The sequence below is a fragment of the Micromonospora psammae genome, assembly GCF_036902725.1.
Lineage (GTDB): Bacteria > Actinomycetota > Actinomycetes > Mycobacteriales > Micromonosporaceae > Micromonospora.
The window spans coordinates 79,095-104,289 of sequence record NZ_JBAKHM010000019.1; the positions used below are offsets into that span (position 1 = coordinate 79,095).

The window sequence follows — 25,195 nt, forward strand, 5'->3', positions numbered from 1 at the left end:
TGCGGCGGCGCGGCCGACCGGCCGCGCCGCCGCGGACTCAGGCGAGCCCGACCCGTACCGGGTGGGCGGTGGCCGAGCCGAGCCAGGTGTGCGGGTTGCCGTACCAGCACCAGCCCAGCTTCGGCGCGCCCTGGCTGATCCAGATCGCCGGCACCCGCTTGTCGCCGCAGCGGGAGCCGACCAGCGAGAAGCACTTGTTCTTCGCCAGCGCCTCCGGGTGCAGCGTGACGAACGCGAGCCCCTCGTCGATGGTGAGCGGCAGCCGACCCTGGCCGGTGATCACCTCCATCGCGGCGGCGGGGGCCAGGTTCAGCGTCTCCTCGCCCCGGTCGACGTCGAAGAGCAGGTACGCCGGCCCGGCCGGCACCTCCAGTTCCTTGATCGGGTCGAAGCGCGGCAGGTCACCCTCGGCGTAGTGCCGGTCGACGATGCCGGTTTTCCGCTTGCCGGCCAGGGTGGTCAGCGCGACCCGGGCCTCGACCGGCACCAGCTCGCGGGTGATCACCAGCAGGAACGGCACCCGACCCTCGGTCGGCGCGGGCAGGCCCGCCGCCCCGGAGACCGCCGCGGCGCGCAGCGGGGCGACCAGGTCACGGAAGGCGTCCTCGGTCAGGTCGGCCAGGGCCGGGTAGCCCAGCTCGACCAGGCGGTCGACCTGGCGGTCGAATTCGGTAGCGGCGTCGAACACGGCGGCCTCCACTCTCGTACGGAGTACCGTACAGCGTACGACGAAGCGGCCCTATTCCCGAACCACGAAAAACGCACGGCCGTGTCCGTACGGGTAGTCGAGCGGCTCAGGGCTGACGGGTCGCGGCGGGTCACGGACGGTGGGCGGGGCCGGCGCCGGGATCAGCGGTTCCAGTCCTGCTTCGCCGCCCGGACCAGCCGGTCCTTCAGCTCCCGGGTGTGCCGCCGGCTCACCGGCAGCTCCGCCGAGTCGATCACCACCACGTAACCGGAGTTGACCAGCCGCAGCTCGGCGATCAACCGCAACTGCACCAGGTACGACCGGTGGATCCGGACGAACCCGGCGTCCGCCCAGCGCTCGGCGAGCGTCGCCAGCGACACCCGCACCAGGTGCGAACCGTCGGCCGTGTGCAGCCGGGCGTAGTCGCCCTGCGCCTCCACCCAGCGCACCGCCGAGCGGGGCAGCATCCGGGTCGTGCCGGCCAGCTCGATCGGGATGGTCGGGTCCTCCTCCGCCCGCGCCAGCGCCGCCGGGTGCGAGGGGACCACCCGCGAGCCGATCACCCGGCGCAGCGACTCGGCCAGCCGCTCGGCGCGCACCGGCTTGCGGACGTAGTCGGTGGCGCCCAGGTCGAACGCGTCCACCGCGCCGTCGTCGTAGGCGGTGACGAAGACGATCGCCGGCGGTCGGGCGAACCGGCGCAGCACCCGGGCCAGCTCCATCCCGTCCAGGCCGGGCATCCGGATGTCCAGGAAGACCACGTCCACGTCGGTGTCGCGGAGCACCCGCAGCGCCTCGGTGGCGTCGCCCGCCGTGTGCAGCCGGGCCACCCGGGAGTCGGCCCGCAGGTGGTACGCCAGCTCGTCCAGCGCCGGCGGCTCGTCGTCCACCGCCAGCACCCGGAGAAATCCGGACCCGCTCACTGTGCCGGCCCCTGTTCGCTCGCTGCGCTCGCTCACGAGCCCGCCCGTACCCCGGGGTGGAACTTCGGCACCCGCAGGCTCACCTTCGTACCCGAGCCGGGGCCGGTCTCGACGACCAGGCCGAACCGGTCCCCGAAGACCGACCGGAGCCGCTCGTCGACGTTCGAGAGCCCGACGTGCTGGCCGGCGTCCTCGGCCGGGTCGCTGCCGGCCCGGGTCAGCTCGGCGATCCCCGCGGTCAGCGTGGCCGGATCCATCCCCACCCCGTCGTCCTCCACCGTGATGTGGCACTCGGCACCCGCGTCCCGGGCCTCGATGCTCACCATGCCGGTGCCCGGCTTGCGTGACAACCCGTGCCGGACCGCGTTCTCCACCAGTGGCTGGAGGCAGAGGAACGGCAGGGTCACCGGCAGCACCTCCGGGGCGATCTGCAACCGCACCTGCAACCGGTCGCCGAACCGGGCCCGCTCGATGGTCAGGTAGCGGTCGATCGAGCGCAGCTCCTCGGCGAGGGTGGTGAACTCGCCGTGCGCCCGGAAGGAGTACCGGGTGAACTCGGCGAACTCCAGGATCAGCTCCCGGGCCCGCTCCGGGTCGGTGCGGACGAACGAGCCGATCGCGGTCAGCGCGTTGTAGATGAAGTGCGGGCTGATCTGCGCGCGCAGCGCCCGGATCTCCGCCCGGGCCAGCCGTTCCCGGGACGAGTCGAGCTCCGCCAGGGCGAGCTGGTTGCCGGCCCAGTGCGCGGTCTCCAGGGTGGCCTGCACCAGGCCGGGCGCCGGTGGGGCGTCGGCGATCGCGACCAGCGCGCCCACCACCCGGCCCTCCGCGGCCAGCGGCGCCACCACCGCGCCCCGGACCGGGCAGTCCACCCGGTCGCAGTGCAGCTCCGACTCGCCCAGCACCGTCGACCGCCCGGTCTCCGCCGCCCGCCGGGCCGCCGCGAGCAGCTGGTCACCGTGGTGCGTGCCGCGCCCGTCCAGGGCCAGCAGCGCCTCCCGGTCCGTCAACGCCAGCCCGACCGCACCCACCAGGGCCCGCAGATGGCGTACGGCCTTCGCCGCGCCCGCCGGGTGCAGGCCCGCGCGCAGCGGCTCGGCGGCCAGGCCGGCGGTGTGCAGCACCTCGTAGGTGGCCCGCTGGGTGGCGGTGGCGATGCCCCGTCGGGCGCGCAGCCGGCCCACCGCGTACAGCGCGGCGGCCAGCGCGCTGACCAGTGAGACGACGCCGACGACGGCGGAGAGGTTGCCACCCACCCCGCGATCCTGGCCCCTCCGGGCCGCCGCGCCAAGCCCCTAGTACGCGCCCTTGCGGGCCAGCACCACGCCGACGGTCCGCCACAGGATGCTCAGGTCGTACGCCAGCGACCAGTTGTCGACGTAGTAGAGGTCCAGCCGGACCGCCTCGTCCCAGGACAGGTCGGAGCGGCCGGAGACCTGCCACAGCCCGGTCATGCCCGGCCGGACCAGCAGCCGGCGTCGCACGTCGCCCAGGAAGTCGCCGTCGTCGGCGGGGAGCGGACGCGGCCCCACCAGCGACATCTCCCCCCAGAGCACGTTGATCAACTGGGGCAGCTCGTCCAGCGAGGAGGCGCGCAGGAAGCGGCCCACCGGGAAGACCCGGGGATCCTGCTTCATCTTGAACAGCATGCCGTCGGTCTCGTTCTGGTCGACCAGGCCGGCCAGCCGGTCCTCGGCGTCGACGTACATGGTGCGGAACTTCCAGACCCGGAAGGTGCGGCCCTCGTGACCGACCCGGGGCTGCCGGAAGAAGACCGGACCCGGGTCGGAGAGCCGGATCGCCAGGGCGATGGCTGCGAAGACCGGCATCAGCAGCAGCAGGCCCAGCCCGGCCGCGACCCGGTCCATCAGGCTCTTCATCAGCAGCGCCGGCCCCGACAGGGTCGGCTCCTCGACGTAGAGCAGCGGCAGGCCCTCGATCGGGCGGATGTGCACCCGGGGGCCGGCGATGTCGGTCAGCTGCGGGGCGACCACCAGGTCGACCCCGGAGCCCTCCAGCTGCCACGCCAGCCGGCGCAGCTCGCCCGGCTCGGCGCTGGCCGACCCGCAGACCGCGATGGTGTCCCCGCCGACCTCACGGACCAGCGCGAGGACGTCCCGCCCGGCGTACACCGGCACCGGGGTCTGGATGCCGCGGGCGGCGGCGTACCCGTCGGTGATGTGGATGGCGACCGGCACCAGGCCGGCGTCCGGGTTGCGGGTGACCGCGGTGTAGACCTCCAGGCACTCCGGCAGGGTGCCGACCAGCACCATCCGGTGCCCGGCCTGGCCGGCGCGACGGCGTACCGCGTGCAGCGTGAAGCGGGCCAGCAGCCGGCCGACCAGGATCAGCAGCAGCGCCCCGAGCAGGGCGAAACCCACCGTCCAACGGGAGAGGTCGGTCTTGGTCGCGAACGCGAGGAAGGAGACCGTCGCGGCGACCGCGACCCCACCCCGGATCACCCGCTTGAACTCGTCCGGCCCGAGACCCATGTAGCGCCGGTCGTAGGCCCGGTTGCCCCAGAGGATGACCAGCCAGCCCAGGGGCAGCAGGACGAACGCCACCGTGTAGAACCAGGTGGGGTCCTCCTGGGCGTTGTAGAAGCCGGCCCGCGCCTGGCCGAACGCCTCCTGGGCGCTCCAGTCGGCGAGCACCACGGCGGCGAAGTCGAGCAGCAGCAGCACCACGGTGTACGGGCGGTGCCAGCGCGAGACCCGGCGGCGGGCCCGCGCCCACGCCGACCGTGGGACGCCGTTGTGCGACGGCGGTGTCGGCGGCTGGATCTCGAAGCTGTCGACGTGCCGCACGAGTTTGCTCCGGCCTGTGTTGGTTACCGGGCGCTGGAGGCTTGTCGTCACCTCACCCATGTCCTCCCGCATGACACGCGCCGCTCACTCGCCGTGAGGGGCCCGGGTCGCCCACCGTTCCAGTCTCCCACGCGGGCTCAGCACCGGACGCGGCCCCGAAGAGCAGCGCGTCTGGACTCACCAGGCGGGATCCGGCCGGCTCCACGTCAGTTTCGAAGCCGGGGACCGAGCCACTATACCGATGGATGAGGTGCCGGGTAGAGGCGCGGACGGGCACGTTCCACGCGCCGGGGACGATTCCTCTCCGTAACCGGAGAGTGTCGTAACTCACCGTACGAGGCGCGACAACCGTCGGTCAGCGAGCGGCTTGCCGCCGGTCTGACAGGTCGCGCAGTACTGGAGGCTGGAGTCGGCGAACGACACCTCCCGTACGGTGTCGCCGCAGACCGGACAGGGGAGCCCGGTCCGGGCGTGCACCTTCAGCCCGGAGCGCTTCTCCCCCTTCAGCTCCGCCGCGCGCTGGCCCACCGAACGGCGGACCGCGTCGCCCAGGACCGCCCGGGTCGCCGCGTGCAGCGTGGCCAGCTGGTCGTCGGTGAGCCGGTCGGTGATCGCGAACGGGGAGAGCTTCGCCGCGTGCAGGATCTCGTCGGAGTACGCGTTGCCGACCCCGGAGAGCACCGCCTGGTCGGTCAGCACCCCCTTGACCTGCCCCCGCCGGCTGCGCATCCGCTCGGTGAAGGTGGCCAGGTCCGCCTCGAGCGCGTCCGGGCCGAGCTTCGCCACCCCGGGCACCTGCGCCGGGTCGGTCACCAGGTACGCGGCGAGCTTCTTCTGGGTGCCCGCCTCGGTCAGGTCGAAGCCGGAGCCGTCGTCGAGGCGTACCCTCACGGCGATCGGGCCCTTGCCCGGGCGCAGCGGGGTGGTCGACGGGAACGCCTCGCGGTAGTGCAGCCAGCCCGCCCGGGCCAGGTGGACCACCAGGTGCAGGCCGCCGTCGAAGACCACGTCGAGGAACTTGCCGTGCCGCCGGGCGTCCACCACCGGCCGGCCGGCCACCGCGTCGGGCGCCGGATCGTACGTCTTGAGGGCGTTGATCGCGGCGACCTCGACCCGGTCGACGCGACGCCCCACCGCGCGCTCACGCAGGTGACCCGCGAGCGCCTCCACCTCCGGTAGTTCGGGCATCAGACAACGGTAGCCTTCTTTCCGGTGAGCGCGAGGAATGAGCTTGCGAGTTCCTGCCGCGAGCGCGAGGAGTGAGCTTGCGAGCCCCGCAGCCGCGAGCAGGAGTCGGTACGACCGCGAACGAAAGGCGAGCTCCGTGAGAATCGTGGTGGCGCACAACCGGTACCGGGAAGCCCAGCCGTCCGGCGAGAACACCATCGTCGACTCGGAGATCGCCCAGCTCAGCGCCGCCGGCGTCGAGGTGTTGCCGTTCATCCGCAGCTCGGACGAGATCCCGTCGATGTCGAAGGCGGCGAAGGCCCTGCTGCCCATCTCGCCGATCTGGGCGCCCCGCGCCCAGCAGGACCTGAGCCGCCTGCTCACCGAGCACCGGCCCGACGTGCTGCACCTGCACAACCCGTACCCCCTGATCTCGCCGTGGGTGGTGCGGACCGCGCACCGGCACGGCGTGCCGGTGGTGCAGACGGTGCACAACTACCGGCAGGTCTGCTCGTCGGGGATCTACTTCCGGGACGGCGCGATCTGCCAGGACTGCAAGGGCCGGGCGCTGGGTGTGCCGGCGATCGTGCACCGCTGCTACCGCGACTCGGCGGCGCAGAGCGCGCTGATGGCCACCACCCTGGCGGTGCACCGGGGCACCTGGCGGTCGGTGGACCGGTTCATCGCGCTCACCTCGGCGATCGCCGACCATCTGCGCGACTACGGCATCCCGGACGACCGGATCGTGGTCAAGCCCAACGCCGTGCCCGACCCGGGCGCACCGGCGCCGCTGGGCGACGGGTTCCTCTACATGGCCCGGCTGACGCCGGAGAAGGGGCTCGGCCTGCTGCTGGAGGCCTGGCGCCGGCACCCGGTGGGTTCCCTCGGCACGCTGCGCGTCGCCGGCGACGGCGAGCTGCGCCCGCTGGTGGAGGCCGCCGCCGCCGAGCGCTCCGACGTGGTCTACCTCGGTCAGCTCGACCGGGCCGGGGTGCGCGCGGCGGTCGAGGCGAGCGCGGTGGTGATCGCCGCCTCGATGTGGCACGACGTGCTGCCCACCGTGATCATCGAGGCGATGGCCAGCGGTCGGCCGGTGCTCGGCACCGCGCTCGGTGGCATCCCGTACCTGGTCGGGGCGGACGGCAGCCGGGAGCCCGCCGTCGCCTCCGCCGGTGCCTCCACGGGCATTTCCGTGCCGCCGCCGCCGGCCGGCGTGGTCACCGGGACCGCCGGTTGGGTGGTGCCGCCGGACCCGGCCGCGATGGCCGCCGCCTTCCCGGTCGCCCGGGCCGGCGCCGCCGCGCTCTCCCCGCCGGCCCGCCTCCGCTACGAGCAGACCTTCCACCCGGACGTGGTCACCAAGCGCCTCCTCGACATCTACGCCGGCGTGGCCCGCACGGCCCACCCCGCCTGACCCGACGTCCACCCGGCCACCGCACGTGGGCCGGGCCTGCACGCGGGCCGGGCCTGCACGCCGGCGGGCCCCCGCGACGTCCGGCGCGCCCCCGCGGGGCGCGCTCGGAGGCTCGCGCCTGGCGGATGGGACGCCTTGTGCGGGCGGGTTGGGCCGCTCGCCGGGCGGGGCTGGGCCCCGGTCGTCCTGGAAGGTCGGGATGCCGCCACGCGGGACGCGCTGGTTGACGGCGGGGGAGGTAGCCGGGCGCGATGTCGTTGCCGGGCCCGGCGCCCGACGGAGACGCGCGTCCCGGTGAGCGTGATGCCTCAGAGGTATCAAAATGCCTGTGAGGTATCAGAGGCACGGAGACGCCCGCCGTCGGTCCGCGCCGGGCAGGAGAGGCCCGCCGGCTGATCGCCGCGCCGCGCCGTGCCGTGCAAGGTCACGCTCGATCCTGGAAACAGTGCGGTCCGACTCGCGTCGAGGCCACTACTTCCAGGATCGAGCACGATCTTGCGCGCCGCGCCGTGCGGGGCGAGGTGGATGTCAGCGCAGCGCGGTGCGGGCGGTGAAGGCGATGCTGGCCAGCAGGAAGCCGCCGTTGACGATCGTGAAGGCGACCACGACCCAGAAGGTCAGCGCCGGGGCGACCATCAGCACCAGCGCGGCCACGAAGATCACCGCGCCGTAGTCGCGGACCAGCTTCACCAGGCGCACCGGCAGCGAGGTCGAGGTGACCATGCTGGCGGCGTTCGGGCCGGACTGCATCACCGAGGTCACCAGGTTGACCATCCAGCTGCCCGCGAAGAGCGCCACCAGCCAGGTCGGCGTCGCCGGCCGTTGCGCCACCGCGGTCGCCCCGAGCGCCGCGACCAGCGCGATCTGGGCGGCCACGTCGCAGAGCACGTCGATCCGGGCGCCCGCCGCGCTGCCCTGCCCGGTCACCCGGGCCAGCTGCCCGTCGGCGCAGTCCAGGGCGTACGCGACCTGCCAGCCGACCAGCGCGACCAGCCCGACCACCCAGGCCGGCACGTCCCCGGCGGCGACCCGACCGGCGAGCGCCACCACGGTCACCGAGGTGGCCAGCCCGAGCACCAGGTTGGTGATGGTCAGCGCGGTGGGACGCAGCCCGAGGCGCTGGGCGACCAGCGCGAACGCCGCGCCCAGCCACTGGCTGACCGATTCGCTGAACAGGCCGCCGCCCCGGTTGACCCGGTGGAAGTCGGCGACGGTGGGACGGGGATCAGCCACAGTGGTCGCGGATTGCATCGGCGTAGTCTGCCAGCCGCTCCCGAGTCTCGGTAGGCGACATCGCCAGGTGCTCGAGGATGGTGTAGCGGTCCGGTCGGGTACGCGGCGCGAACTGCACCGCGTCGACGAACTGGTCCTCGGTCAGCCCCACGTCGTTCGGGACGACCGGCAGGTTGTGCCGCACCAGGCAGGACGTCATCTGCGCGAAGCGGGTCAGGTCGCCGCGGAGCCAGGTGCAGAAGAGGGCACCCAGACCGGCCAGCTCGCCGTGCGACGCGGTGCCCGGGAAGAGCGCGTCCACCGCGTGCATGATCTCGTGACAGCCGCCGCTGCACGGGCGGCTGGTGCCCTCGATCGCCATCGCGAGGCCGCTGGAGATCAGTGCCTCGGCGAGGACGGCGACGAACGAGTCGTCGCTCATGTCGCCCGGGTGGTTGATCACCGCTTCGGCGCCCGCCCGGGAGAGCGAGGCGGCCAGTCCGTCGAACGGCTCACCGCGTACCCGCCGGGCCAGCTCCCAGTCGGCCAGCGCGCTGATGTTGCTCACCACGTCGCCGATGCCGGCCCGGTTGTGCCGCTCGGGGCCGCTCTCCACGAAGTCCAGGTCGACGATCACCGCGATCGGGATGTGCACCCCGTAGGAGCCCTTGATCCCATCGGTGATCAGACTGGCCACCGGGGAGGCGATGCCGTCGTTGGCCAGGCTGGTGGCCACCGAGACCATCGGCAGCCCGCGCCGGGTGGCGGCGTACTTCGCGACGTCTATGGTCTTGCCGCCGCCGATGCCGACGACCGCGTCGTACGAGCGGGCCCGGAGCTTGCTGCCCAGGTCGTCGGCGGCGTCCAGGGTGCCCCCGGCGACGGTGAACACGTCCGCCGAGCGCAACGACGGCCGGACCAGTTCGGCGATCCGTTCGCCCTGTCCGGGGCCGACCACCACGGCGACGTCGCCGCCGGAGGAGATCCGCCCGTCGGCGAGGATCGCCGCGAGGTCCGCCACGGCCCCCCGGCGTACGTCGATGTGCAGGGGGGTCAGCACCGTGCGGGCTAGTAGCGGCACGCGATCTCCCGCGCCCGGGCCAGGTCGGCGTGGTTGTCGACCTCGACCCAGGAGACGTCGCCGATCGGCGCGGCCCGCACCTCGCCGCCCCGGTCGGCGAACTCCTGGTAGCCGTCCTCGTAGTAGAGGTTCGGGTCGCGCCGCCAGGTCGTCTCCAGCGCGTCGGCGAGCGCCTCGGCGACCTGCGGCTCGATCAGCGTGGCGCCGATGTACTCGCCGTACGCCTCGCCCGGGTCCATGATCTTGGTGATCCGGGTGAGCTGGCCGGCGGCGTCGAAGGTGGTCTTCATCTCCTCCTCGGCCAGCACCTTGATGGTGTCGACGGCCAGCAGGATCCCCGGGCCGCGCTCGGCCAGCAGGGTCTTCTCCACGCTCACCGGGTGCACGGTGTCACCGTTGACCAGCAGCACGCCCCGGCTGAAGTGCTCCCGGGCCAGCCAGAGCGAGTAGGCGTTGTTCCACTCCTCGGCCTTGTCGTTGTGCACCAGGGTGAGCCGGACGCCGTAGCGCTTCTCCAGCGCCGCCTTGCGCGCAACCACCGCGTCGGCCGCGTAGCCGACCACGATCACCACCTCGGTGAGCCCCACCTCGGCGAGGTTGCGCAGCGCGATGTCCAGGATGGTGGTCTCACCGTCCACCGGCACCAGCGCCTTGGGCAGGGTGTCGGTGTACGGGCGCAGTCGGCGCCCCGCACCGGCTGCGAGCACCATCCCGATCATGCGGGGTCCTCCCTCGTACGACTCCAGGTCACCGTGGAGGATAGCGCCGGGTGACGGCGGCCCTGGCGTCAACCGGGCCTCAGCCGGGCAGGGCTGCCAGGTCGGCGAGGACCGTCAGCCGCTCCTCGGCGGTCAGGGCGGCGTACGGTCCGGCCGCCCGCCGGTCCGTCTCCAGCTCGATGGCGTGCCGTTCCGGCCCGTCGGGCAGTTCGACGACGCTGGCCGCGGTGTGCCCGGCGGCGGTCCACGCGGCGGCGTGCGCGTCCGCCCGGTGGTAACGCAGCGTGCCGAGCCGGTTCAGCAGCAGCACCCCGGGCGGGGTGCCCTCCGGCTCGTACGGCGGGGCCATGGTGGCGAAGGCCGCCCCCGGCTCGGCGTCCGGCTCCTCGGCCAGCAGCAGCGCGTACCCGAGCACCCGCCCGAACGCCTCGACCAGCCGCAGCACCCGGTCGTCGTGGCCCGCCCACAGCTCCTCGGTGACCTCGCCGTGGACCTGGTAGATCTCGGCGAGGAAGCCGGCGCCGCGTTCGGTGGCGGTGAAGCCGCCGTCCGCCCGCCGGGCGATCATCCCGTGCGCGACCTGCTTGTCCAGGGCACGCTGGCAGGTGGCCGGATCCCGGTACCGGGTGACCGCGGCGAAGCCGGGCCCGTCGACCATGCCGCCCGGGGCGGCCAGCCGGGTGCGGAACTCGACCAGGAAGCCGGTGGCCGCCGGCCCGCCGTACCGTTGGCTGAGCTCGGCGCCGCCGCCGTCGCGGCCGGCGAGCATGCCGGCGACGAAGGTCCGGTCGACCGCCGGGGCGACCAGCCCGGCGAACCGGTGCGGCGCCAGCTCGACCGCGGAGTTCACAGACCGATCGACCGGAGCGCGGCGAACGCGTCCTCGGCGATCCGCCGGATCTGTCCGTCGCCGGCGTTCCGGTTCTCGTCCAGCACGGCCAGGTCCCGCTCGGCCAGCCAGCGGAACTCGGTGTGCTTTCCCGCCTCCAGGCGCGGCCGGGTCAGGTCGCCGTCGACCCGGACCAGGAAGTCGGTCTCGACCCGGGGCACGCCGTCGTCGCCGGTCCAGCGGAACTCGCCGATCCGCCCTAGCACGTGCGACAGCGACCAGCCGGTCTCCTCGGCGACCTCCCGGCTCAGCGCGTCCTCGATCTCCTCGCCCGGTTCCAGATGGCCGCCGACGACGTCCCAGGCATTGGGAAAAAGTCGCCGCTCTGGGGACCGGCGCTGGAAGAAGAGGCGGCCGTCGTCGTGCACGATCAGCGCGCCGGCGCAGCGGAGAGGCTCGGTGGGCACGTCACGACAGTAGCGAGGAGGAGCCGGGCCACGCCGATGCCCGGTCTTGTCCCGGTCTGGCCCGAGGCCCACCATGTGGGGTGACCGGGTGCCGCCGTCCCAAAGGGGTGATGCGTGATGCAGGTTCGGGAAGCTATGTCCAGCCAGGTGCTCGTCGTGGGTCCGGAGCACACGCTCCGCCAGGCGGCCCAGATGATGTCGGCCCGCCGGGTCGGCTCGGCGGTGGTGATCGACCCGGAGTCCGAAGGGGTCGGCATCATGACCGAACGTGACGTGCTGAACGCGATCGGGGCCGGGTTGGACTGCGACGTCGAGCGCACCGGTGCCCATGTGAGCTGGGACGTCGTCTACGCCGGTCCTCAGTGGACGGTGGAGGAGGCGGCCGCGGCGATGGCGCGGGGTGGCTTCCGGCACCTCGTGGTGCTCGACGGGCGGGAGGTGGCCGGGGTGATCTCGGTCCGTGACCTGATGCGGGTCTGGTCGCAGCAGCGGCTCGCGGTCGGCTGACCGCGCCGGTCCGGGGCCGCCGACGTGCTGCCGAGGCGGCCCCTGACCAGCGCGGACGAGAGCTCTGCTCGCGTCCGCTGGTGGATCTTCTGCCCGCATGTTGAACTTGGCGTGTATGCCGGTCGGACCGACCCGACCAGGCCCTAGGCTCGTGCGCATGACCGCCGAGCAGCTGATCTCGTTCGCCCGTGGCGCTCCCTCGTTGGACATCGTGGATGTCGAGGGTCTCAAGGCCGCCGCCGTCCGTGCCTTCGACGCCGACCCCGCCGGGATCACGGCGTACGGCACCTCCGTCGGCTACCCACCCCTGCGGAAGTGGATCGCCGAGAAGCACGGCGTCGAAGCCGACCAGGTGCTGATCACCAACGGCTCGCTCCAGGCGGACGCGTTCCTCTTCGACCACCTGGTGCGGCGTGGCGACGCCGTGGTGGTGGAGCGCCCGACGTACGACCGGACCCTGCTCAACCTCCAGCGGATGGGTGGCGAGATCCACGGGGTGTCGATCCAGCCGGACGGCCTGGACACCGCCGAGCTGCGCAAGCTGCTGGAGTCCGGGGTGCGGCCCCGGCTGGCGCACGTCATTCCGAACTACCAGAACCCGGCCGGCGTGACCCTCTCCCTGGAGAAGCGGCGTGAGCTGCTCGACCTCGCCGCCGAGTACGAGTTCACGATCTTCGAGGACGACCCGTACGCCGACATCCGGTTCCGGGGCGAGCCGCTGCCGTCGATGCTCTCGATGGACAACCGTGGCGTCGTGGTGCACGCCTCCAGCTTCACCAAGACGGTCTGCCCGGGCGTCCGGGTCGGCTACCTGGTCGGACCGGCGGACCTGATCGCCGACATCGCCAAGAAGGCCACCAGCCTCTACATCTCGCCGGGCATGGTGTCCGAGGCGATCGTGCACCAGTTCTGCGTCTCCGGTGACATCCAGCGCTCGATCGAGAAGGTCAGCACGGCGCTCGGTGAGCGGGCCTGGGTGCTCGCCGAGTCGCTGCGCCGGCACCTGCCGGACGTCCGCTTCGTGGAGCCGGACGGCGGCTACTTCCTCTGGGTGGAGTTCCCGGAGGACGTGCTGGTGGACAGGGTGGCTCCGGCGGCCGCCGAACGCGGCGTCGCCGTGGTCAAGGGGACCGACTTCGTCATCGACGGCGGTCGGCACGCGCTCCGGCTGGCCTTCAGCGCGGTGACCGCGGACCGGATCGACGAGGGCGTCCGTCGGCTCGCGGAGGCCGTGGCGGCCGTCCGGGGCTGATTTTCTGTCGGGTTTCCGACAGTAGCGCGATCGCGGCCGGTCCGGGGCTCGCCTCGGGCCGGCCGGCGGCCCACAATGCTGCGAGCGTCGCTCGCGTCCCGACGAGCGCCTGACCAGGGGGTCGGTGCCGCCACGGGACGGCCGGCGGCGCCCCGCGGCCTCACCCCCGCCCCCACGGCGCCGGGTGGGCCGGGTCGCCCCCCACCCCCCTGGCGGCGGCCCGGCCCGCCCGGCGCCACCCACTGCCCCCGCCCCACCATCGGCCGCGGCGTGGCACCCGGTCCGGCCGGATCCGACCGCCCCGACGCCTCGCCGGTGACGAGCATCACCGGACGCCCGCTCCCCGGGCGCGCCTCGGCAGGTCCGGCGGCCGACCGGAGCACCTGCCACGGCGTAACCTGCAAGCCGCAGCGGGACGTGGGGAGGGGGACGCCATGATCGACCGGACGGACCAGGAACGGCCGACCACAGCGCACGCCGGACGGCCGCCCCGCCCCCGGGCCTGGGCGGCGCCGGTCCGCGCGATGTCCCGGATCCTCAACGCCGACGGCTCCCCGCGCACCCCCACCCCGACCGGCCCGGGACGCAGCGGCGTGGTCGACTGCGCCCTCTACGTCGACGGCCGGCGCCAGCCCGGGCGGTGGCACTACGCCGACGCGCTGGAGGCCGCCCGCAAGGAGCGCGACGCGTTCGTCTGGATCGGCCTGCACGAGCCGGAGCTGACCGAGATGTCCGCCATCGCCGAGACGTACGGCCTGCACGAGCTGGCGGTCGAGGACGCGGTCAAGGCCCAGCAGCGCCCGAAGCTGGAGCGCTTCGGCGAGGTCGCCTTCCTGGTCCTGCGGACCGCCCGCTACTGCGAGCACACCGAGCTGACCGAGTACTCCGAGGTGGTGGAGACCGGCCAGGTGATGCTCTTCATCGGCCCGAACTTCCTGATCAGCGTCCGGCACGGCGACGCCTGCCGGCTCGCCGCCGTCCGCGCCGACCTGGAGACCCGGCACGACCTGCTGGTGCACGGCCCGTGGGCGGTCGCGTACGCGGTGACCGACCGGGTGGTCGACCTCTACCTGGAGGTGGCCGACCGGCTGGAGGACGACCTCGACGTGCTGGAGGCCGACGTCTTCGACCGGCAGAGCACCGGGCGGATCCAGCGGATCTACCAGATGAAGCGGGAGCTGGTGGAGTTCAAGCGGGCGGTGATCCCGTTGCAGCGGCCGCTGATGACCCTCACCGCGCAGGCCAACCGGGAGGTGCCGGAGGAGGTGCGGCGCTACTTCCGGGACGTGCAGGACCACCTCAGCCGCACCGTCGAGCAGGTCAACTCCTACGACGACCTGCTCAACTCGATCCTCCAGGCACGGCTGGCCCAGGTCACCGTCGACCAGAACAACGACATGCGCAAGATCGCCGCGTGGGCCGCCATCGCCGCGGTCTGGACCGCGTTCGCCGGGGTCTACGGGATGAACTTCGAGAACATGCCCGAGCTGAAGTGGACGTACGGCTATCCGGGCGTGCTGGCCCTGATGCTCACCATCTCGCTGGCGCTCTACCGCTGGTTCCGCCGCAACGGCTGGCTCTGACCGTCGCACCGACCCCCGGACACGCCGGCGGCGCGGGAGTCGCCTCCCGCGCCGCCGGCGATGTCCCTGGTCAGGGTCGGCTGTTGGACTTCGCCGTGCCCTTGCCGAGCGCCTTGCTCACGTCGTCCGCCGGACGGCCGGAGACGTCCGTGGCGCCCTCGGCGACCGACGGGACCTTGTCGTTGCGGTGGATCACCGGCTGCGCGCCGGGGGTGGTGGTCGAGGCGCTGTCGCCGCCGGCCACCGCGGAGCTGCCCGCGCCGGTCGGGCCGCCGGCCGTGCCGGCGCCGCTGGACATGGTGGAGGAGTCGGTCACCTTGCCACCGTTCGCCGAGGGCGTCTGCACCACCAGGGTGTCGACCTCGTCGCTCACCGGGTCGACGCCGCGGGTCGGGTCGTACTCGGCCCACTCCTGCTGCTCGCGGCGGCGGCGCATGGCCATCGCCCCGGCGACCCCGGCGACCGCACCGGCGGCGAGCAGGCCGGTCAACATCCCGCCGGACCTCTTCTGCTTCTTCTTCTTCATGTTCCTGGCCTTGACCTTCTTGTTGACCGCGGCCTGCTTGGCGGCTGCGGCCTTCCGGCCCGTCACCACCTTGCCCGCCGCCTCGGCTTGGGCGTTGCGGACCGCGAGGGCCAGCGGCGCGAGGGCCGCGACCGTCGACGCGAAGCCGGTGGACGCCCGGTCCCGCACGACGACGGCGGTCGGCGCGACGGCGACCCGGGCTGCCTGGACCCGCGGGCCGACCGTGGCGCCGGCGCCCTTCGCCGCGTACGTCGCGGCCTGCCTCAGGTGACCGATGCCCTGGTTGAGCTCCACCCTCGCGAGCTGCCCCTGGGTCTTGCGCCGCCCGATTCCAAACACGGTCCCACCTCCTGGGAGTTGTTCCTTCGTCATCCTCCACCTTCGGATGCCTCCGCACTGCCAGATCGGGCACATGGGAGGATCCGCATGGAACTGACCAACGAGTGAGGAGTACCCGTGGCCGAGGCTGTCTACGCCACCTTGCACACCAACGCTGGCCCGATCCGGCTGGAGCTCTTCGGCAACCACGCGCCGAAGACGGTCCGCAACTTCGTCGACCTGGCCGAGGGCAACAAGGAATACACCGACCCGCGTACGGGTCAGCCGGGCAGCGGGCCGTACTACGACGGCACCATCTCGCACCGGGTGATCAGCGGCTTCATGGTCCAGATGGGCGACCCGACCGGCACCGGCCGGGGTGGCCCGGGCTACAAGTTCGCCGACGAGTTCCACCCGGAGCTGCGCTTCGACCGCCCGTACCTGCTGGCGATGGCGAACGCCGGGCCGGGCACCAACGGCTCGCAGTTCTTCATCACCGTCTCGCCGACGCCGCACCTGAACAACCGGCACACCATCTTCGGCCAGGTGGCCGACGAGCAGTCGGCGAAGGTGGTCGACGCGATCGCGAACACCCCGACCGGTCCGAACGACCGGCCGCTGCAGGACGTCGTGATCGAGCGGGTCGAGATCGAGCGCGCGGCCTGATCGCCCCCGCGAGGTACCTTTGCACGCATGACTGAACGCCCCGGTCCGGCCGGCGACGCCACCGGTGGGTCCGTGCCGACCACTCCGGTCTGCTACCGCCACCCCGGCCGGGAGACGTACGTCCGGTGCACCCGGTGCGACCGGCCGATCTGCCCGGACTGCATGCGGGAAGCCTCCGTCGGCCACCAGTGCCCGGAGTGCGTGAACGAGGGACGCCGCAGCGTGCGGCCGGCGCGTACCGCCTTCGGTGGCGGTGCCGCCGGCCGCCGCGGCCTGGTCACCCGCACCCTGATCGCGTTGAACCTGCTGGCCATGGTGCTGTCGATCCTCAGCGACCGGGGCGGCGACTCGATGGTCGGCGGCTCCGGCCTGGGTGGCCTGCTCGGTGGCGGCACGCCGCTGACCCAGTGGGGCGCGGTGCTCGCGCAGTGGCCGCCGCAGTTCCCGATCGAGGGTGTCGCCACCGGTGAGTGGTACCGCCTGGTCACCGCGATGTTCCTGCACTACGGCCTGGTGCACCTGCTGCTGAACATGTGGGCGCTCTGGGTGCTGGGCCGGGACCTGGAGGCCCTGCTCGGGCCGCTGCGCTTCCTGGCGCTCTATCTGGTCGCCGGTCTCGGCGGCAACGTCGCGGCCTATCTCTTCAGCCACCCGAACGCCGCCTCGGCCGGCGCGTCGACCGCCATCTTCGGTCTCTTCGCCGCCGTCTTCGTGCTGATGCGCCGGCTGGGCCGGGACACCTCCTCGATCGTGCCGATCCTGGTGATCAACCTGATCTTCACGTTCACCGTGCCGGGCATCTCCATCCCCGGGCACATCGGTGGCCTGGTCACCGGCGCGGCGATGGGCTGGGTGCTGGCGTACGCGCCGCGGATGCGGCGGTCGGTCTTCCAGGCCGCCGGCACGGCGATCATCGTGGTCGCGCTGCTGGGTCTGGTGCTCGTACGCACCGCCGCGCTGATCGCCTGAGCGGGCGGTCAGGGGCGGGCGGCCCGCAGCTCCTCCGCCACGTCGGCCGGCGGAGCGTCCAGGTCATACCGGCCGAAGAGGTGCAGCGACTCCCCGGCGTCGATCTCCAACGTCTCGGCGGCGAGGCCCATCCGGGTACGCCGCTCCACCGTGATCGACTCCACCGCCGCCCAGGGCAGCCGCCGCCGGCCGGCGTATCCGTGGATCACGGTGAGGCCGTCCGGGTCGACGGCGAGGCGTACCGGGGCGAGCAGGTCGCGCAGCGCCCACCCGGCGAGTCCGACCGCGGCCGCCACGGCGAGCACCACCTGGACCGGGTCGCCGTCGGCGAAGAGCAGGCCCAGCAGGACCAGGGCGACCGCGCCGACCAGCTTCGCCACCGGCAGGGCCGCCGGCACCCGCCACTGGCGGGCCGGGGACGATGGGGTGTGCACGGGTCCAGCATGCCAGGGCGGTGGCGGCGCGACCCGGGGGCGGACGACCGGCCGCCGGAGGACGTAGGATCGACGCAGCCCAAGTTACCGGGGAGTAGTCATGAGTGACGCAGTCATCGTCGGCGCGGTACGCACCCCCGTCGGGCGGCGCAAGGGCAGCCTCGCCGCCGTCCACCCGGTCGACCTCTCGGCGCACGTGCTGCGCGCCCTCGCCGAGCGCACCGGGATCGAGCCCGGCCAGGTCGACGACGTGGTCTGGGGCTGCGTCTCCCAGGTCGGTGAGCAGTCCTGGAACATCGCCCGCAACGGCGTGCTCGCCGCCGGCTGGCCCGAGTCGGTCCCCGGCACCACCCTCGACCGGCAGTGCGGCTCCAGCCAGCAGGCGCTGCACTTCGCCGCCGCCACCGTCGCCTCCGGCCAGGCCGAGCTGGTGGTCGCCGGCGGCGTGGAGTCGATGACCCGGGTGCCGATGGGCTCCAGCGTGGGCGGGGGCATGCCCTTCAGTGACCAGCTGCGCGACCGCTACCGGGGCGTCGAGGGCTTCGCCGACGACCAGCCGCTCCCGTTCAACCAGGGCGTCGGCGCCGAGCTGATCGCCGCCCGCTGGCACTTCTCCCGTACCCAGCTCGACGAGTTCGCGCTGGCCAGCCACGAGAAGGCGGCCGCCGCCCAGGACGCCGGCGCGTTCGACCCGGAGCTGGCCCCGGTGGCGCTGGCCGACGGCGGCAAGTTCGCCGCCGACGAGGGCATCCGCCGGGACACCTCGCTGGAGAAGCTCGGCGAGCTGAAGACCCCGTTCCGGTCCGACGGCGTGGTCACCGCCGGCTCCGCGTCGCAGATCTCCGACGGGGCCGCCGCGCTCGCCGTCACCACCAGCGAGTGGGCCAGCCGGCACGGCCTGCGCCCGTTGGCCCGCATCCACACCGCCGTGGTCGCCGCCGACGACCCGGTCACCATGCTCACCGCCCCCATCCCGGCCACCGCGAAGGCGCTGCGCCGCGCGGGGCTGGGCATCGAGGAGATCGGGGTGTACGAGGTGAACGAGGCGTTCGCCCCGGTCCCGCTGGCCTGGCTGGCGGAGACGGAGGCGGACCCGGAGCGGCTCAACCCGCGCGGCGGGGCGATCGCCCTCGGCCACCCGCTCGGCGCCAGCGGCGCCCGGATCATGACCACGATGCTCCAGCACATGCGCGACAACGGCATCCGGTACGGCCTGCAGACCATGTGCGAGGGCGGCGGCATGGCCAACGCCACCATCGTCGAGCTGCTCTGACCATCGCCGGGCGGTGATGCTGCTCTGACCATCGCCGGGCGGTGACGGTCGCCCGGAAACCGGCTGGCCCGCGGGTCGCCGGGGGCCCTAGATTGCCGGAGTGACCCTGGAGACCTCGCACCCCGGCTGGGCCGACCCCGACCTTCAGCGCGCCGCCCTCGACTGGGTGACCGGGCAGCTCGGCCGGCAGGGCCGCCGCGTCACCGGCCCGGTCGAGCCCCGGGTACGTCCCTGGTCACTGGTCTGGCGGGTGCCGACCGACGCCGGGGACGTCTGGTTCAAGGCCAACAACCCGGGCACCCGGCACGAGGCGGCGCTCCTGGCCGCGCTGGCCCGCCGCGCCCCCGGCCGGGTGCTCGACCCGATCGCGGTCGACGCCGAGCGGGGCTGGTCGCTGCTGCCCGACGGCGGCGAGTCGCTGCGCGACGTGCTGGGGCGGGACCGCGACCCGGCCCGCTGGGAACGGGTCCTGCCGGAGTACGCCGACCTCCAGCTCACCATGACCCCGTACGCCGACGAGCTGCTCGCCCTCGGGGTGCCCGACCACCGGCCCGAGACCCTGCCGCGGCTGTTCGAGGCGCTGCTGGACGACGAGGAGTCCCTGCTGCTCGGCACGGAGGACGGACTCACCCCGCAGGCGCACGACCGGCTGCGCGCCCAGCGCGCCACGTACGCCGAGCGGTGCCGGCGGCTCGCCGAGATCGGCGTTCCCGCCACCGTCCAGCACGACGACCTGCACGACGGCAACGTCTTCGCCGCCGCCGGCGGCCACCGCTTCTTCGACTGGGGGGACGCCTCGGTCGCCCACCCCTTCGGCACCCTGCTGGTGACGCTCCGCTCGGTCGCCCACACCTTCGCGCTGCCGGTCGGTGACCCGGCGCTGACCCGGCTGCGGGACGCGTACCTGGAAGCCTGGTCCGACCGCCACGACCGGGCCACCCTGCGGGAGGCCGTCGACCTGGCGCTGCCCGTGACCACGGTGAGCCGGGCGCTGTCCTGGCGGCGGGCCCTCGACACGCCCGATCCGGCCCGCGCCGGGTACGCCGCCGCCGTCCCCGGCTGGCTGGAGGAGCTGCTCGCCCCGCCCCCGGTGACCCCCGGCGGACCGGCCACCGTGGAACCCCCACGGGCCGCCGGGTAGCGCCCGCGCGGCGACCGACGCCGGGGCGGCGTTCGTCGCACACCCGGTGCGACGAACGCCCGTGGAACTTCCAAAATGCGGCAGTGACCCACGTCACCCCTGGTCACGACTCGTTTACCAGGGCATGGACGTGTTCTCGCGAACGTTCCTCCCGGCCGCCGCCGAGACCGGACTGGCGGTCCAGACGGTGAGCCGGCACATGCCGGTCTTCCGGCAGTGCGTCGGCTCCGGCGACGCGACCATCCTGGTCACCCGGTGCAGCCGACCGGACCACCCGGTGGGTGGCGAGTACCTCCTCCTGCTCACCCACCGCCGGATGGTCGTCACCCAGCAGACCCGGGTGCTGCACCGGCTCCGTCTGCACCTCAACGCCGAGCTGCGCGAACTCAGCAACGTCACCTGGAGCCCCGACCCGCGGGCCCAGACCGTCGAGCTGTCGGCCACCGCGATCGACGGGGCCCGCGAACGGTTCGTCATCCGTACCCAGCACCCGAAGCAGGTGTGGCAGCTCGACACGCTGCTCCACCACGCGTTCCGCACCCGGCTGCGCACGCCCCGGGAGCGGGTCGTCGCCACCATCGGTGAGCCACCGGCCGTCGCGCCCGGCACCACGCTGCGCCCCGTACCGGCCCGCTGACCCCATCCTTACCTGACCCGAACACGACCGCGCATCCCTGGTGACCGTCGGTCGGTCATCATGGCCCGGTGACCGTCGACGCTCCGCAGCGCGGGCTCGTCCTCGTGGTGGAGGACGAGCCGGCGATCGCCGACCTGGTCCGGCTCTACCTGAGCCGGGAGGGCTTCGGCGTACACCTGGAACGGGACGGCGACGCCGGCCTGGCCGCCGCCCGCCGGCTGCGCCCGGTCGCCTGCGTACTGGACATCACCCTGCCCGGGCTGGCCGGCACCGAGATCTGCCGGCGCCTGCGGGAGGCGGGTGACTGGACCCCGGTCATCTTCCTCACCGCCCGCGACGACGAGGTCGACCGGATCGTCGGACTGGAGCTGGGCGCCGACGACTACGTCACCAAGCCGTTCAGCCCCCGCGAGCTGGTGGCCCGGGTCCGCGCCGTGCTGCGCCGCACCGCCGGTGCGCCCGAGGGCGCGCACCGACCCCGGGTGGTCGGCCCGGTCACCCTCGACCCGGCCCGCCGCACCGTCACCGCGGCCGGCACCCCCGTCCAGCTCACCTCCACCGAGTTCGACCTGCTGGCGCACCTGATGGCCCGGCCCGGCCGGGTCTTCACCCGGGAGGAGCTGCTCGCCGGCGTCTGGGGGTACGCCGCCCACGCCGGCACCCGCACCGTCGACGTGCACGTCGCGCAGGTCCGCGCGAAGCTCGGCCCGGCCAGCGTCATCCGCACCCACCGTGGCGTCGGGTACGCCGCCGATGGCTGACCCCGGCCCGCCGCAGCCGCACGAGCCCACCGTTGCGCTGCCGGTGATCGGTCCCGGCCCGGCGCCGACCGCCCCGCGCCGCCGGTTCGGCCGCACGCTGACCGCCCGCGCGGTGCTGGTCACCTGCGCGGTCGCGCTGGTCTCCGTCCTGGTCACCGCGCTGGTCGCGGTTCCCCTCGCGGTACGTGGTGTGGAGCGGCGCGACCAGGACGCGCTGGCCGCCCAGGCCCGGCTCGCCGCGGACGTGCTGCGGCTCCGTCCCCGGCAGCGCGACGCCGCCGGTGACCGGCTCATCCGCCAACTACGCCAACAGAAGATCGAGGTGTACGTCGTCCGCGGCGGCACGGTGGACCGGCCCGGGCTGCCCCGGCAGGTGGTGAACCGGATCTCCGCCGGCAGGGAGGTCTCCGGCCGGCGGCTCGTCGCCGGGAAGCGGACCCTGGTGGAGGGACGGCCGCTGCCCGGCGGGGACGGCGTGGTGCTGACCCGGGCCGCCACCGAGGGCCCCTGGCGTCAGGTGCTGCGCAGCCTCTGGCTGCCGCTGCTGGCCGGGCTCGCCGCCGGGGTGGTGGCCGGGCTGCTGCTCGCCCGGCGGCTGGCCCGCCCGATCCGCGTCGCGGCGACCGCCGCCGCCCGGCTGCGCGCCGGTGACCGCGCGGTACGGGTACCGGTGGAGCCGCCCGACGAGGTGGCCGACCTGGCGTACGCGCTGAACGGGCTGGCCGCCGCGCTGGCCACCAGCGAGGGGCGGCAGCGGGAGTTCCTGCTCTCCGTCTCGCACGAGCTGCGCACCCCGTTGACCGCGATCCGGGGCTGGGCCGAGGCGCTCGCCGACGGGGTGATCGGCGGGGACGAGACGTCGGGCACCGGCCGCACCATGCTGGCCGAGGCCGAACACCTGGACCGGCTGGTCAGCGACCTGCTGGCGTTGGCCCGGCTGGAGGCGGCGGACTTCCCGCTGGAGCCCGTGCCGGTCGACCTGACCCGACTCGCCGCCGACGCGGCGCGCACCTGGTCCGACCGGTGCGCGGCGGTCGGGGTGCCGTTCCGCGCCGAGTTGCCGGACGCGCCGGTGCCGGCGTACACCGATCCGGGGCGGATCCGGCAGGTGGTGGACGGGCTGCTGGAGAACGCGCTGCGGGTCGTACCGCCGGGTGCGCCGGTGGTGCTCGCGGTCCGGCCCGCCGGTGCCGGCCCGGCGGCCGGCGGGGTGGTGGAGGTCCGTGACGGCGGGCCCGGCTTCACCGACGACGACCTGGCGGTGGCCTTCGAACGCGGCGCGCTGCACCAGCGCTACCGGGGGGTGCGCAAGGTGGGCAGCGGGCTGGGGCTGGCGCTCGCCGCCGGCCTGGTCCGCCGGCTCGGCGGGCGGATCACCGCCGGGCACGCCGCCGAGGGTGGGGCGGCCTTCACCGTCGTGCTGCCCCCGGATCCTTACCCGACCCGAACATCGACCTGACCTTCCGCCCATCCCGCCGGGCGACGCTGGGTACACCACGGACGAGAGGAAGACCAATGGCACGTCAGGGAATCGCCATCGCCACCACGTCGCTGCTCGCGGCGCTCGCGCTGGGCGTCGCCGGCTGCGGGCCCGCCGACCGGTCGCCGGGCGCGGCGAAGGAGGCGGCCGTCGAGGTGGCCGCGGCGCTGGGCGCGGAGGGACAGGCGCTCACCGCCATGGGCTTCGAGCCCGGGGAGCTGGACCTGGCGGCCGCTCCCGCGCCGTCGTCCGCCGCGCCGGAGGCGTCCACCGGCCCGCGGGACAGGGCGGGCGAGCGCGGCGACGAGTGGCGCAAGCGGCGGCCGGCCCGGGTGCTGCTGCGGCAGAACACCCTGCACGGCGAGGTGGTGGTGAAGACCCGGGACGGCGGCACGAAGACCGTGGTCGTGCAGCGCGGCGAGGTCACCGCGATCGACGGCGACTCCGTCACCGTGAAGTCCGCCGACGGCTTCACCCTCACCTGGACCTTCGGCGACAAGCTCCGGGTGGTCGAGCGGCGCACCACCATTGCCTCGAAGGACATCGAGGTCGGTACGACGGTCGGCGTCGCCGGTGCCCGGGACGGCGACGCCACCGTCGCCCGGCTGATCGTGGTCCCCGCCAAGCAGCGGTGAGGGGGCGGAGCGGCCGTCCCTCGCCGGACGGCCGCTCCGCTCGTCGTCGGGTCAGTAGACGCGGGAGCCGATGAAGTCGTCGTGGCCGTACCCGACCGGGTTCGCGAACGACCGGGACTCGAACGACCACTGCTGCCGGGTGCTGGTGGAGCAGCCCGCCAGCCGCAGCCGCGGGGTGCCGAACCACGGGTTGTCGAACGCCACGCAGAGGTTCGTCGCGCCGGCCGGCTTGAGCTGGTTGCCGGCGAAGACGAACTGCTGGGCGGCGCTGCCGTTGCAGTCGTAGATGTTGACCGCGGTACCGGCGGTCAACGACCCGCCCGCCACGTCGAGGCAGCGGTCGTGGGAGAGCTCGGAGTGCAGCGACCGGCGGGTCGGGTCGTACCAGAAGCCCTGGTTGCGGCCGCCGTGGCAGCCGTACGACTGTTGCGCGGTGCCGTTGCGTGAGTCGTAGCCCTTGCCGTCCACGCAGGTGCCGGTGGCGGCGTTGCGGAGCTGCTTGAACTCGAACAGCCCGCCGTAGAGCACCCCGCTGCCGGTGCTGGCCGGGTCGACGCAGGTGGCCCGCGCCTGGCCGGAGTTCCAGAACTGGGTGATGCACTGGGCGAACATGCCGTGCCCCCGGGCGTTGGGGTGGAACGACTGCCGTGCGGCGTTCTCGTCCCAGATGCCCACCTCGATGTAGAGGCCGCGCACCGAGGTGTTGTCGGTGCACACCTCGTGGCCGTGGAAGAGTCGGCTGGCGTCCAGGTAGCGGGTGCCGGTCTCGGTCGCCGCCGCCCGCAGCGCCGACTCGAAGAGCGGCACCGCCTTGTTCCGGGCGAACGCCGCGTCGGCCAGGTAGAGCAGGCAGCCGCCGCTGTACCAGCCGGGGAAGTTCGGGTTGTCCTCCACGTCCGGGCTGCCCGGGCTCGGGTACGACATGAGCACCAGCTCGTAGTCGGCGCTCCGGTAGCCGGCCCCGGTCATGGTCTGCCGGATCGAGGTGAGCGCCTCGGTGACCGCGCGACGGCTGCCGTCGGTGCGGATGGTCCACTGGTCGGTGTAGGTCGGGTAGCAGGGGCCCTGGAAGAAGACCCGGCGGATGGTGCAGTCGGTGGCGACCGGTCCGAACTGGATCGTGCCGTCGCCGTTGGCGCCGACCACCACCCAGATCAGCTTGACGTGCGTGTTGCGGGCCTTGATCGCCAGGTGGTCGCCCTGGTTGAGCTCGTTGTGCTGGGTGGGTCCGCCGGCGATCAGGTGCCACGGGGTGGCCCCGGAGCAGGCGATGTTGTACTGGGTGTCCGACGGGATGCCGGTGCGGAACACCGCCTGGTCGTACGAGCGGTCGCACCAGTTGCCGGGCTGGTGGGTGCCGGGGACGTAGTTGCCCACGCCCTCACCGGAGATCTCGCTGTCGCCCATGGTGACCAGGGCGGTGCGCCGCTGCTCCAGCGGCCGGATCTCCGGCGAGCCGTAGAGCGCGGTGGCCTCGGAGGCCCGGACGGCTTCGAGGTGGGACGGGAGCGGCTGGACGGTCGGACGGTCGTCGGCGGTGGCCGGGGACGCCGGGCCGAGGAGCATCGGCAGGACGAGGGCGGCGGCGGAGACGACGGCCAGGGTGTGCCGTCGGACCGCCGGTGCGCGCCTGGTGGGGGTGCCAAGCATCGACGCACTCCTTTCCGGTTCGATCGCGGGACGTCGATCGAGTTACCGGAAGGTAA

At 73.6% G+C, this 25,195-nt stretch carries 25 protein-coding genes; 12 read left to right on the forward strand and 13 right to left on the reverse strand.

Annotated elements, in window-relative coordinates; all coding sequences use genetic code 11:
• Positions 1 to 37: 37 nt before the first annotated feature.
• The 5 genes from V6U79_RS21545 to V6U79_RS21565 all read right to left on the reverse strand — a co-directional run bounded on the left by V6U79_RS21545 (position 38) and on the right by V6U79_RS21565 (position 5,606).
• Positions 38 to 688 (reverse strand): DUF5701 family protein, encoded by a 651-nt coding sequence (locus V6U79_RS21545; protein WP_334527771.1) that lies wholly within the window; start codon positions 686 to 688, stop codon positions 38 to 40.
• A 161-nt stretch (positions 689 to 849) separates the two neighbouring features.
• The gene (locus tag V6U79_RS21550; RefSeq protein WP_334527768.1) at positions 850 to 1,611 is read right to left on the reverse strand and encodes a LytR/AlgR family response regulator transcription factor; all 762 of its coding nucleotides are present in this window, start codon (positions 1,609 to 1,611) and stop codon (positions 850 to 852) included.
• 32 nt (positions 1,612 to 1,643) lie between these two features.
• Entirely contained in the window at positions 1,644 to 2,867 is a 1,224-nt protein-coding gene (locus tag V6U79_RS21555; protein ID WP_334527765.1) for a sensor histidine kinase, read from the reverse strand.
• Between the two features lie 39 nt (positions 2,868 to 2,906).
• A complete protein-coding gene (locus tag V6U79_RS21560; RefSeq protein ID WP_334527797.1) occupies positions 2,907 to 4,478 on the reverse strand; it encodes a sugar transferase in 1,572 nt (523 codons plus the stop codon).
• Positions 4,479 to 4,745: 267 nt separating this feature from the next.
• Positions 4,746 to 5,606, reverse strand: coding sequence for an Fpg/Nei family DNA glycosylase (locus V6U79_RS21565; protein ID WP_334615601.1), 861 nt, complete (start codon positions 5,604 to 5,606; stop codon positions 4,746 to 4,748).
• A 136-nt stretch (positions 5,607 to 5,742) separates the two neighbouring features.
• Here V6U79_RS21565 and V6U79_RS21570 point away from each other — a divergent pair, with 136 nt between their 5' ends.
• Positions 5,743 to 6,999: a glycosyltransferase family 4 protein gene (locus V6U79_RS21570; RefSeq protein ID WP_334615602.1), complete on the forward strand. Its 1,257-nt coding sequence runs from the start codon at positions 5,743 to 5,745 to the stop codon at positions 6,997 to 6,999.
• A gap of 528 nt (positions 7,000 to 7,527) precedes the next feature.
• Here the strand turns inward: V6U79_RS21570 and V6U79_RS21575 are convergent.
• The 5 genes from V6U79_RS21575 to V6U79_RS21595 all read right to left on the reverse strand — a co-directional run bounded on the left by V6U79_RS21575 (position 7,528) and on the right by V6U79_RS21595 (position 11,307).
• Entirely contained in the window at positions 7,528 to 8,250 is a 723-nt protein-coding gene (locus V6U79_RS21575; RefSeq protein WP_334527756.1) for a CDP-alcohol phosphatidyltransferase family protein, read from the reverse strand.
• Complete coding sequence (locus tag V6U79_RS21580) at positions 8,225 to 9,292, reverse strand: iron-containing alcohol dehydrogenase family protein (protein WP_334527754.1); 1,068 nt, start codon at positions 9,290 to 9,292, stop codon at positions 8,225 to 8,227. The genes V6U79_RS21575 and V6U79_RS21580 overlap by 26 nt, the downstream gene beginning before the upstream one ends.
• Positions 9,280 to 10,011 carry a phosphocholine cytidylyltransferase family protein gene (locus V6U79_RS21585; RefSeq protein WP_334615603.1) on the reverse strand — a complete coding sequence of 244 codons (732 nt, stop codon included), beginning with the start codon at positions 10,009 to 10,011 and terminating at the stop codon, positions 9,280 to 9,282. Before V6U79_RS21585 ends, V6U79_RS21580 begins: the two co-directional genes overlap by 13 nt.
• 79 nt (positions 10,012 to 10,090) lie before the next feature.
• Positions 10,091 to 10,861: a hypothetical protein gene (locus V6U79_RS21590; protein ID WP_334615604.1), complete on the reverse strand. Its 771-nt coding sequence runs from the start codon at positions 10,859 to 10,861 to the stop codon at positions 10,091 to 10,093.
• A complete protein-coding gene (locus V6U79_RS21595; RefSeq protein WP_334615605.1) occupies positions 10,858 to 11,307 on the reverse strand; it encodes an NUDIX domain-containing protein in 450 nt (149 codons plus the stop codon). The genes V6U79_RS21590 and V6U79_RS21595 overlap by 4 nt, the downstream gene beginning before the upstream one ends.
• 117 nt (positions 11,308 to 11,424) lie before the next feature.
• Here V6U79_RS21595 and V6U79_RS21600 point away from each other — a divergent pair, with 117 nt between their 5' ends.
• From V6U79_RS21600 to corA, 3 genes are all read left to right on the forward strand, one after another.
• Positions 11,425 to 11,814 (forward strand): CBS domain-containing protein, encoded by a 390-nt coding sequence (locus tag V6U79_RS21600; protein WP_334527794.1) that lies wholly within the window; start codon positions 11,425 to 11,427, stop codon positions 11,812 to 11,814.
• A gap of 157 nt (positions 11,815 to 11,971) precedes the next feature.
• Complete coding sequence (locus V6U79_RS21605) at positions 11,972 to 13,066, forward strand: aminotransferase-like domain-containing protein (RefSeq protein WP_334615606.1); 1,095 nt, start codon at positions 11,972 to 11,974, stop codon at positions 13,064 to 13,066.
• A gap of 434 nt (positions 13,067 to 13,500) precedes the next feature.
• Positions 13,501 to 14,649, forward strand: coding sequence for a magnesium/cobalt transporter CorA (gene corA / locus V6U79_RS21610; protein WP_334533251.1), 1,149 nt, complete (start codon positions 13,501 to 13,503; stop codon positions 14,647 to 14,649).
• A gap of 70 nt (positions 14,650 to 14,719) precedes the next feature.
• Here corA and V6U79_RS21615 read toward each other — a convergent pair whose 3' ends face one another.
• Positions 14,720 to 15,547 (reverse strand): hypothetical protein, encoded by an 828-nt coding sequence (locus tag V6U79_RS21615; RefSeq protein ID WP_334615607.1) that lies wholly within the window; start codon positions 15,545 to 15,547, stop codon positions 14,720 to 14,722.
• Between the two features lie 84 nt (positions 15,548 to 15,631).
• On the opposite strand from V6U79_RS21615, the gene V6U79_RS21620 reads away from it, so the two are divergent.
• Both V6U79_RS21620 and V6U79_RS21625 read left to right on the forward strand, forming a co-directional pair.
• A complete protein-coding gene (locus V6U79_RS21620) occupies positions 15,632 to 16,159 on the forward strand; it encodes a peptidylprolyl isomerase (protein WP_334533245.1) in 528 nt (175 codons plus the stop codon).
• Between the two features lie 27 nt (positions 16,160 to 16,186).
• Positions 16,187 to 17,128, forward strand: coding sequence for a rhomboid family intramembrane serine protease (locus tag V6U79_RS21625; protein WP_334533242.1), 942 nt, complete (start codon positions 16,187 to 16,189; stop codon positions 17,126 to 17,128).
• Positions 17,129 to 17,136: 8 nt separating this feature from the next.
• Here the strand turns inward: V6U79_RS21625 and V6U79_RS21630 are convergent, their stop codons facing one another.
• Positions 17,137 to 17,562 carry a PH domain-containing protein gene (locus tag V6U79_RS21630; RefSeq protein WP_334533239.1) on the reverse strand — a complete coding sequence of 142 codons (426 nt, stop codon included), beginning with the start codon at positions 17,560 to 17,562 and terminating at the stop codon, positions 17,137 to 17,139.
• Between the two features lie 100 nt (positions 17,563 to 17,662).
• On the opposite strand from V6U79_RS21630, the gene V6U79_RS21635 reads away from it, so the two are divergent.
• From V6U79_RS21635 to V6U79_RS21660, 6 genes are all read left to right on the forward strand, one after another.
• Positions 17,663 to 18,835, forward strand: coding sequence for a thiolase family protein (locus V6U79_RS21635; protein WP_334533236.1), 1,173 nt, complete (start codon positions 17,663 to 17,665; stop codon positions 18,833 to 18,835).
• Positions 18,836 to 18,935: 100 nt separating this feature from the next.
• Positions 18,936 to 19,976 carry a phosphotransferase gene (locus V6U79_RS21640; protein ID WP_334615608.1) on the forward strand — a complete coding sequence of 347 codons (1,041 nt, stop codon included), beginning with the start codon at positions 18,936 to 18,938 and terminating at the stop codon, positions 19,974 to 19,976.
• A 124-nt stretch (positions 19,977 to 20,100) separates the two neighbouring features.
• Positions 20,101 to 20,613 (forward strand): hypothetical protein, encoded by a 513-nt coding sequence (locus V6U79_RS21645; RefSeq protein ID WP_334533231.1) that lies wholly within the window; start codon positions 20,101 to 20,103, stop codon positions 20,611 to 20,613.
• A 68-nt stretch (positions 20,614 to 20,681) separates the two neighbouring features.
• A complete protein-coding gene (locus V6U79_RS21650) occupies positions 20,682 to 21,374 on the forward strand; it encodes a response regulator transcription factor (RefSeq protein WP_334533229.1) in 693 nt (230 codons plus the stop codon).
• Positions 21,367 to 22,833 carry a sensor histidine kinase gene (locus tag V6U79_RS21655; RefSeq protein ID WP_334615609.1) on the forward strand — a complete coding sequence of 489 codons (1,467 nt, stop codon included), beginning with the start codon at positions 21,367 to 21,369 and terminating at the stop codon, positions 22,831 to 22,833. The genes V6U79_RS21650 and V6U79_RS21655 overlap by 8 nt, the downstream gene beginning before the upstream one ends.
• 56 nt (positions 22,834 to 22,889) lie before the next feature.
• Positions 22,890 to 23,489: a hypothetical protein gene (locus V6U79_RS21660; protein ID WP_334615610.1), complete on the forward strand. Its 600-nt coding sequence runs from the start codon at positions 22,890 to 22,892 to the stop codon at positions 23,487 to 23,489.
• Between the two features lie 51 nt (positions 23,490 to 23,540).
• On the opposite strand, the gene V6U79_RS21665 is transcribed toward V6U79_RS21660, so the two are convergent.
• Entirely contained in the window at positions 23,541 to 25,139 is a 1,599-nt protein-coding gene (locus V6U79_RS21665; protein WP_334615611.1) for a ricin-type beta-trefoil lectin domain protein, read from the reverse strand.
• Positions 25,140 to 25,195 lie beyond the last annotated feature (56 nt).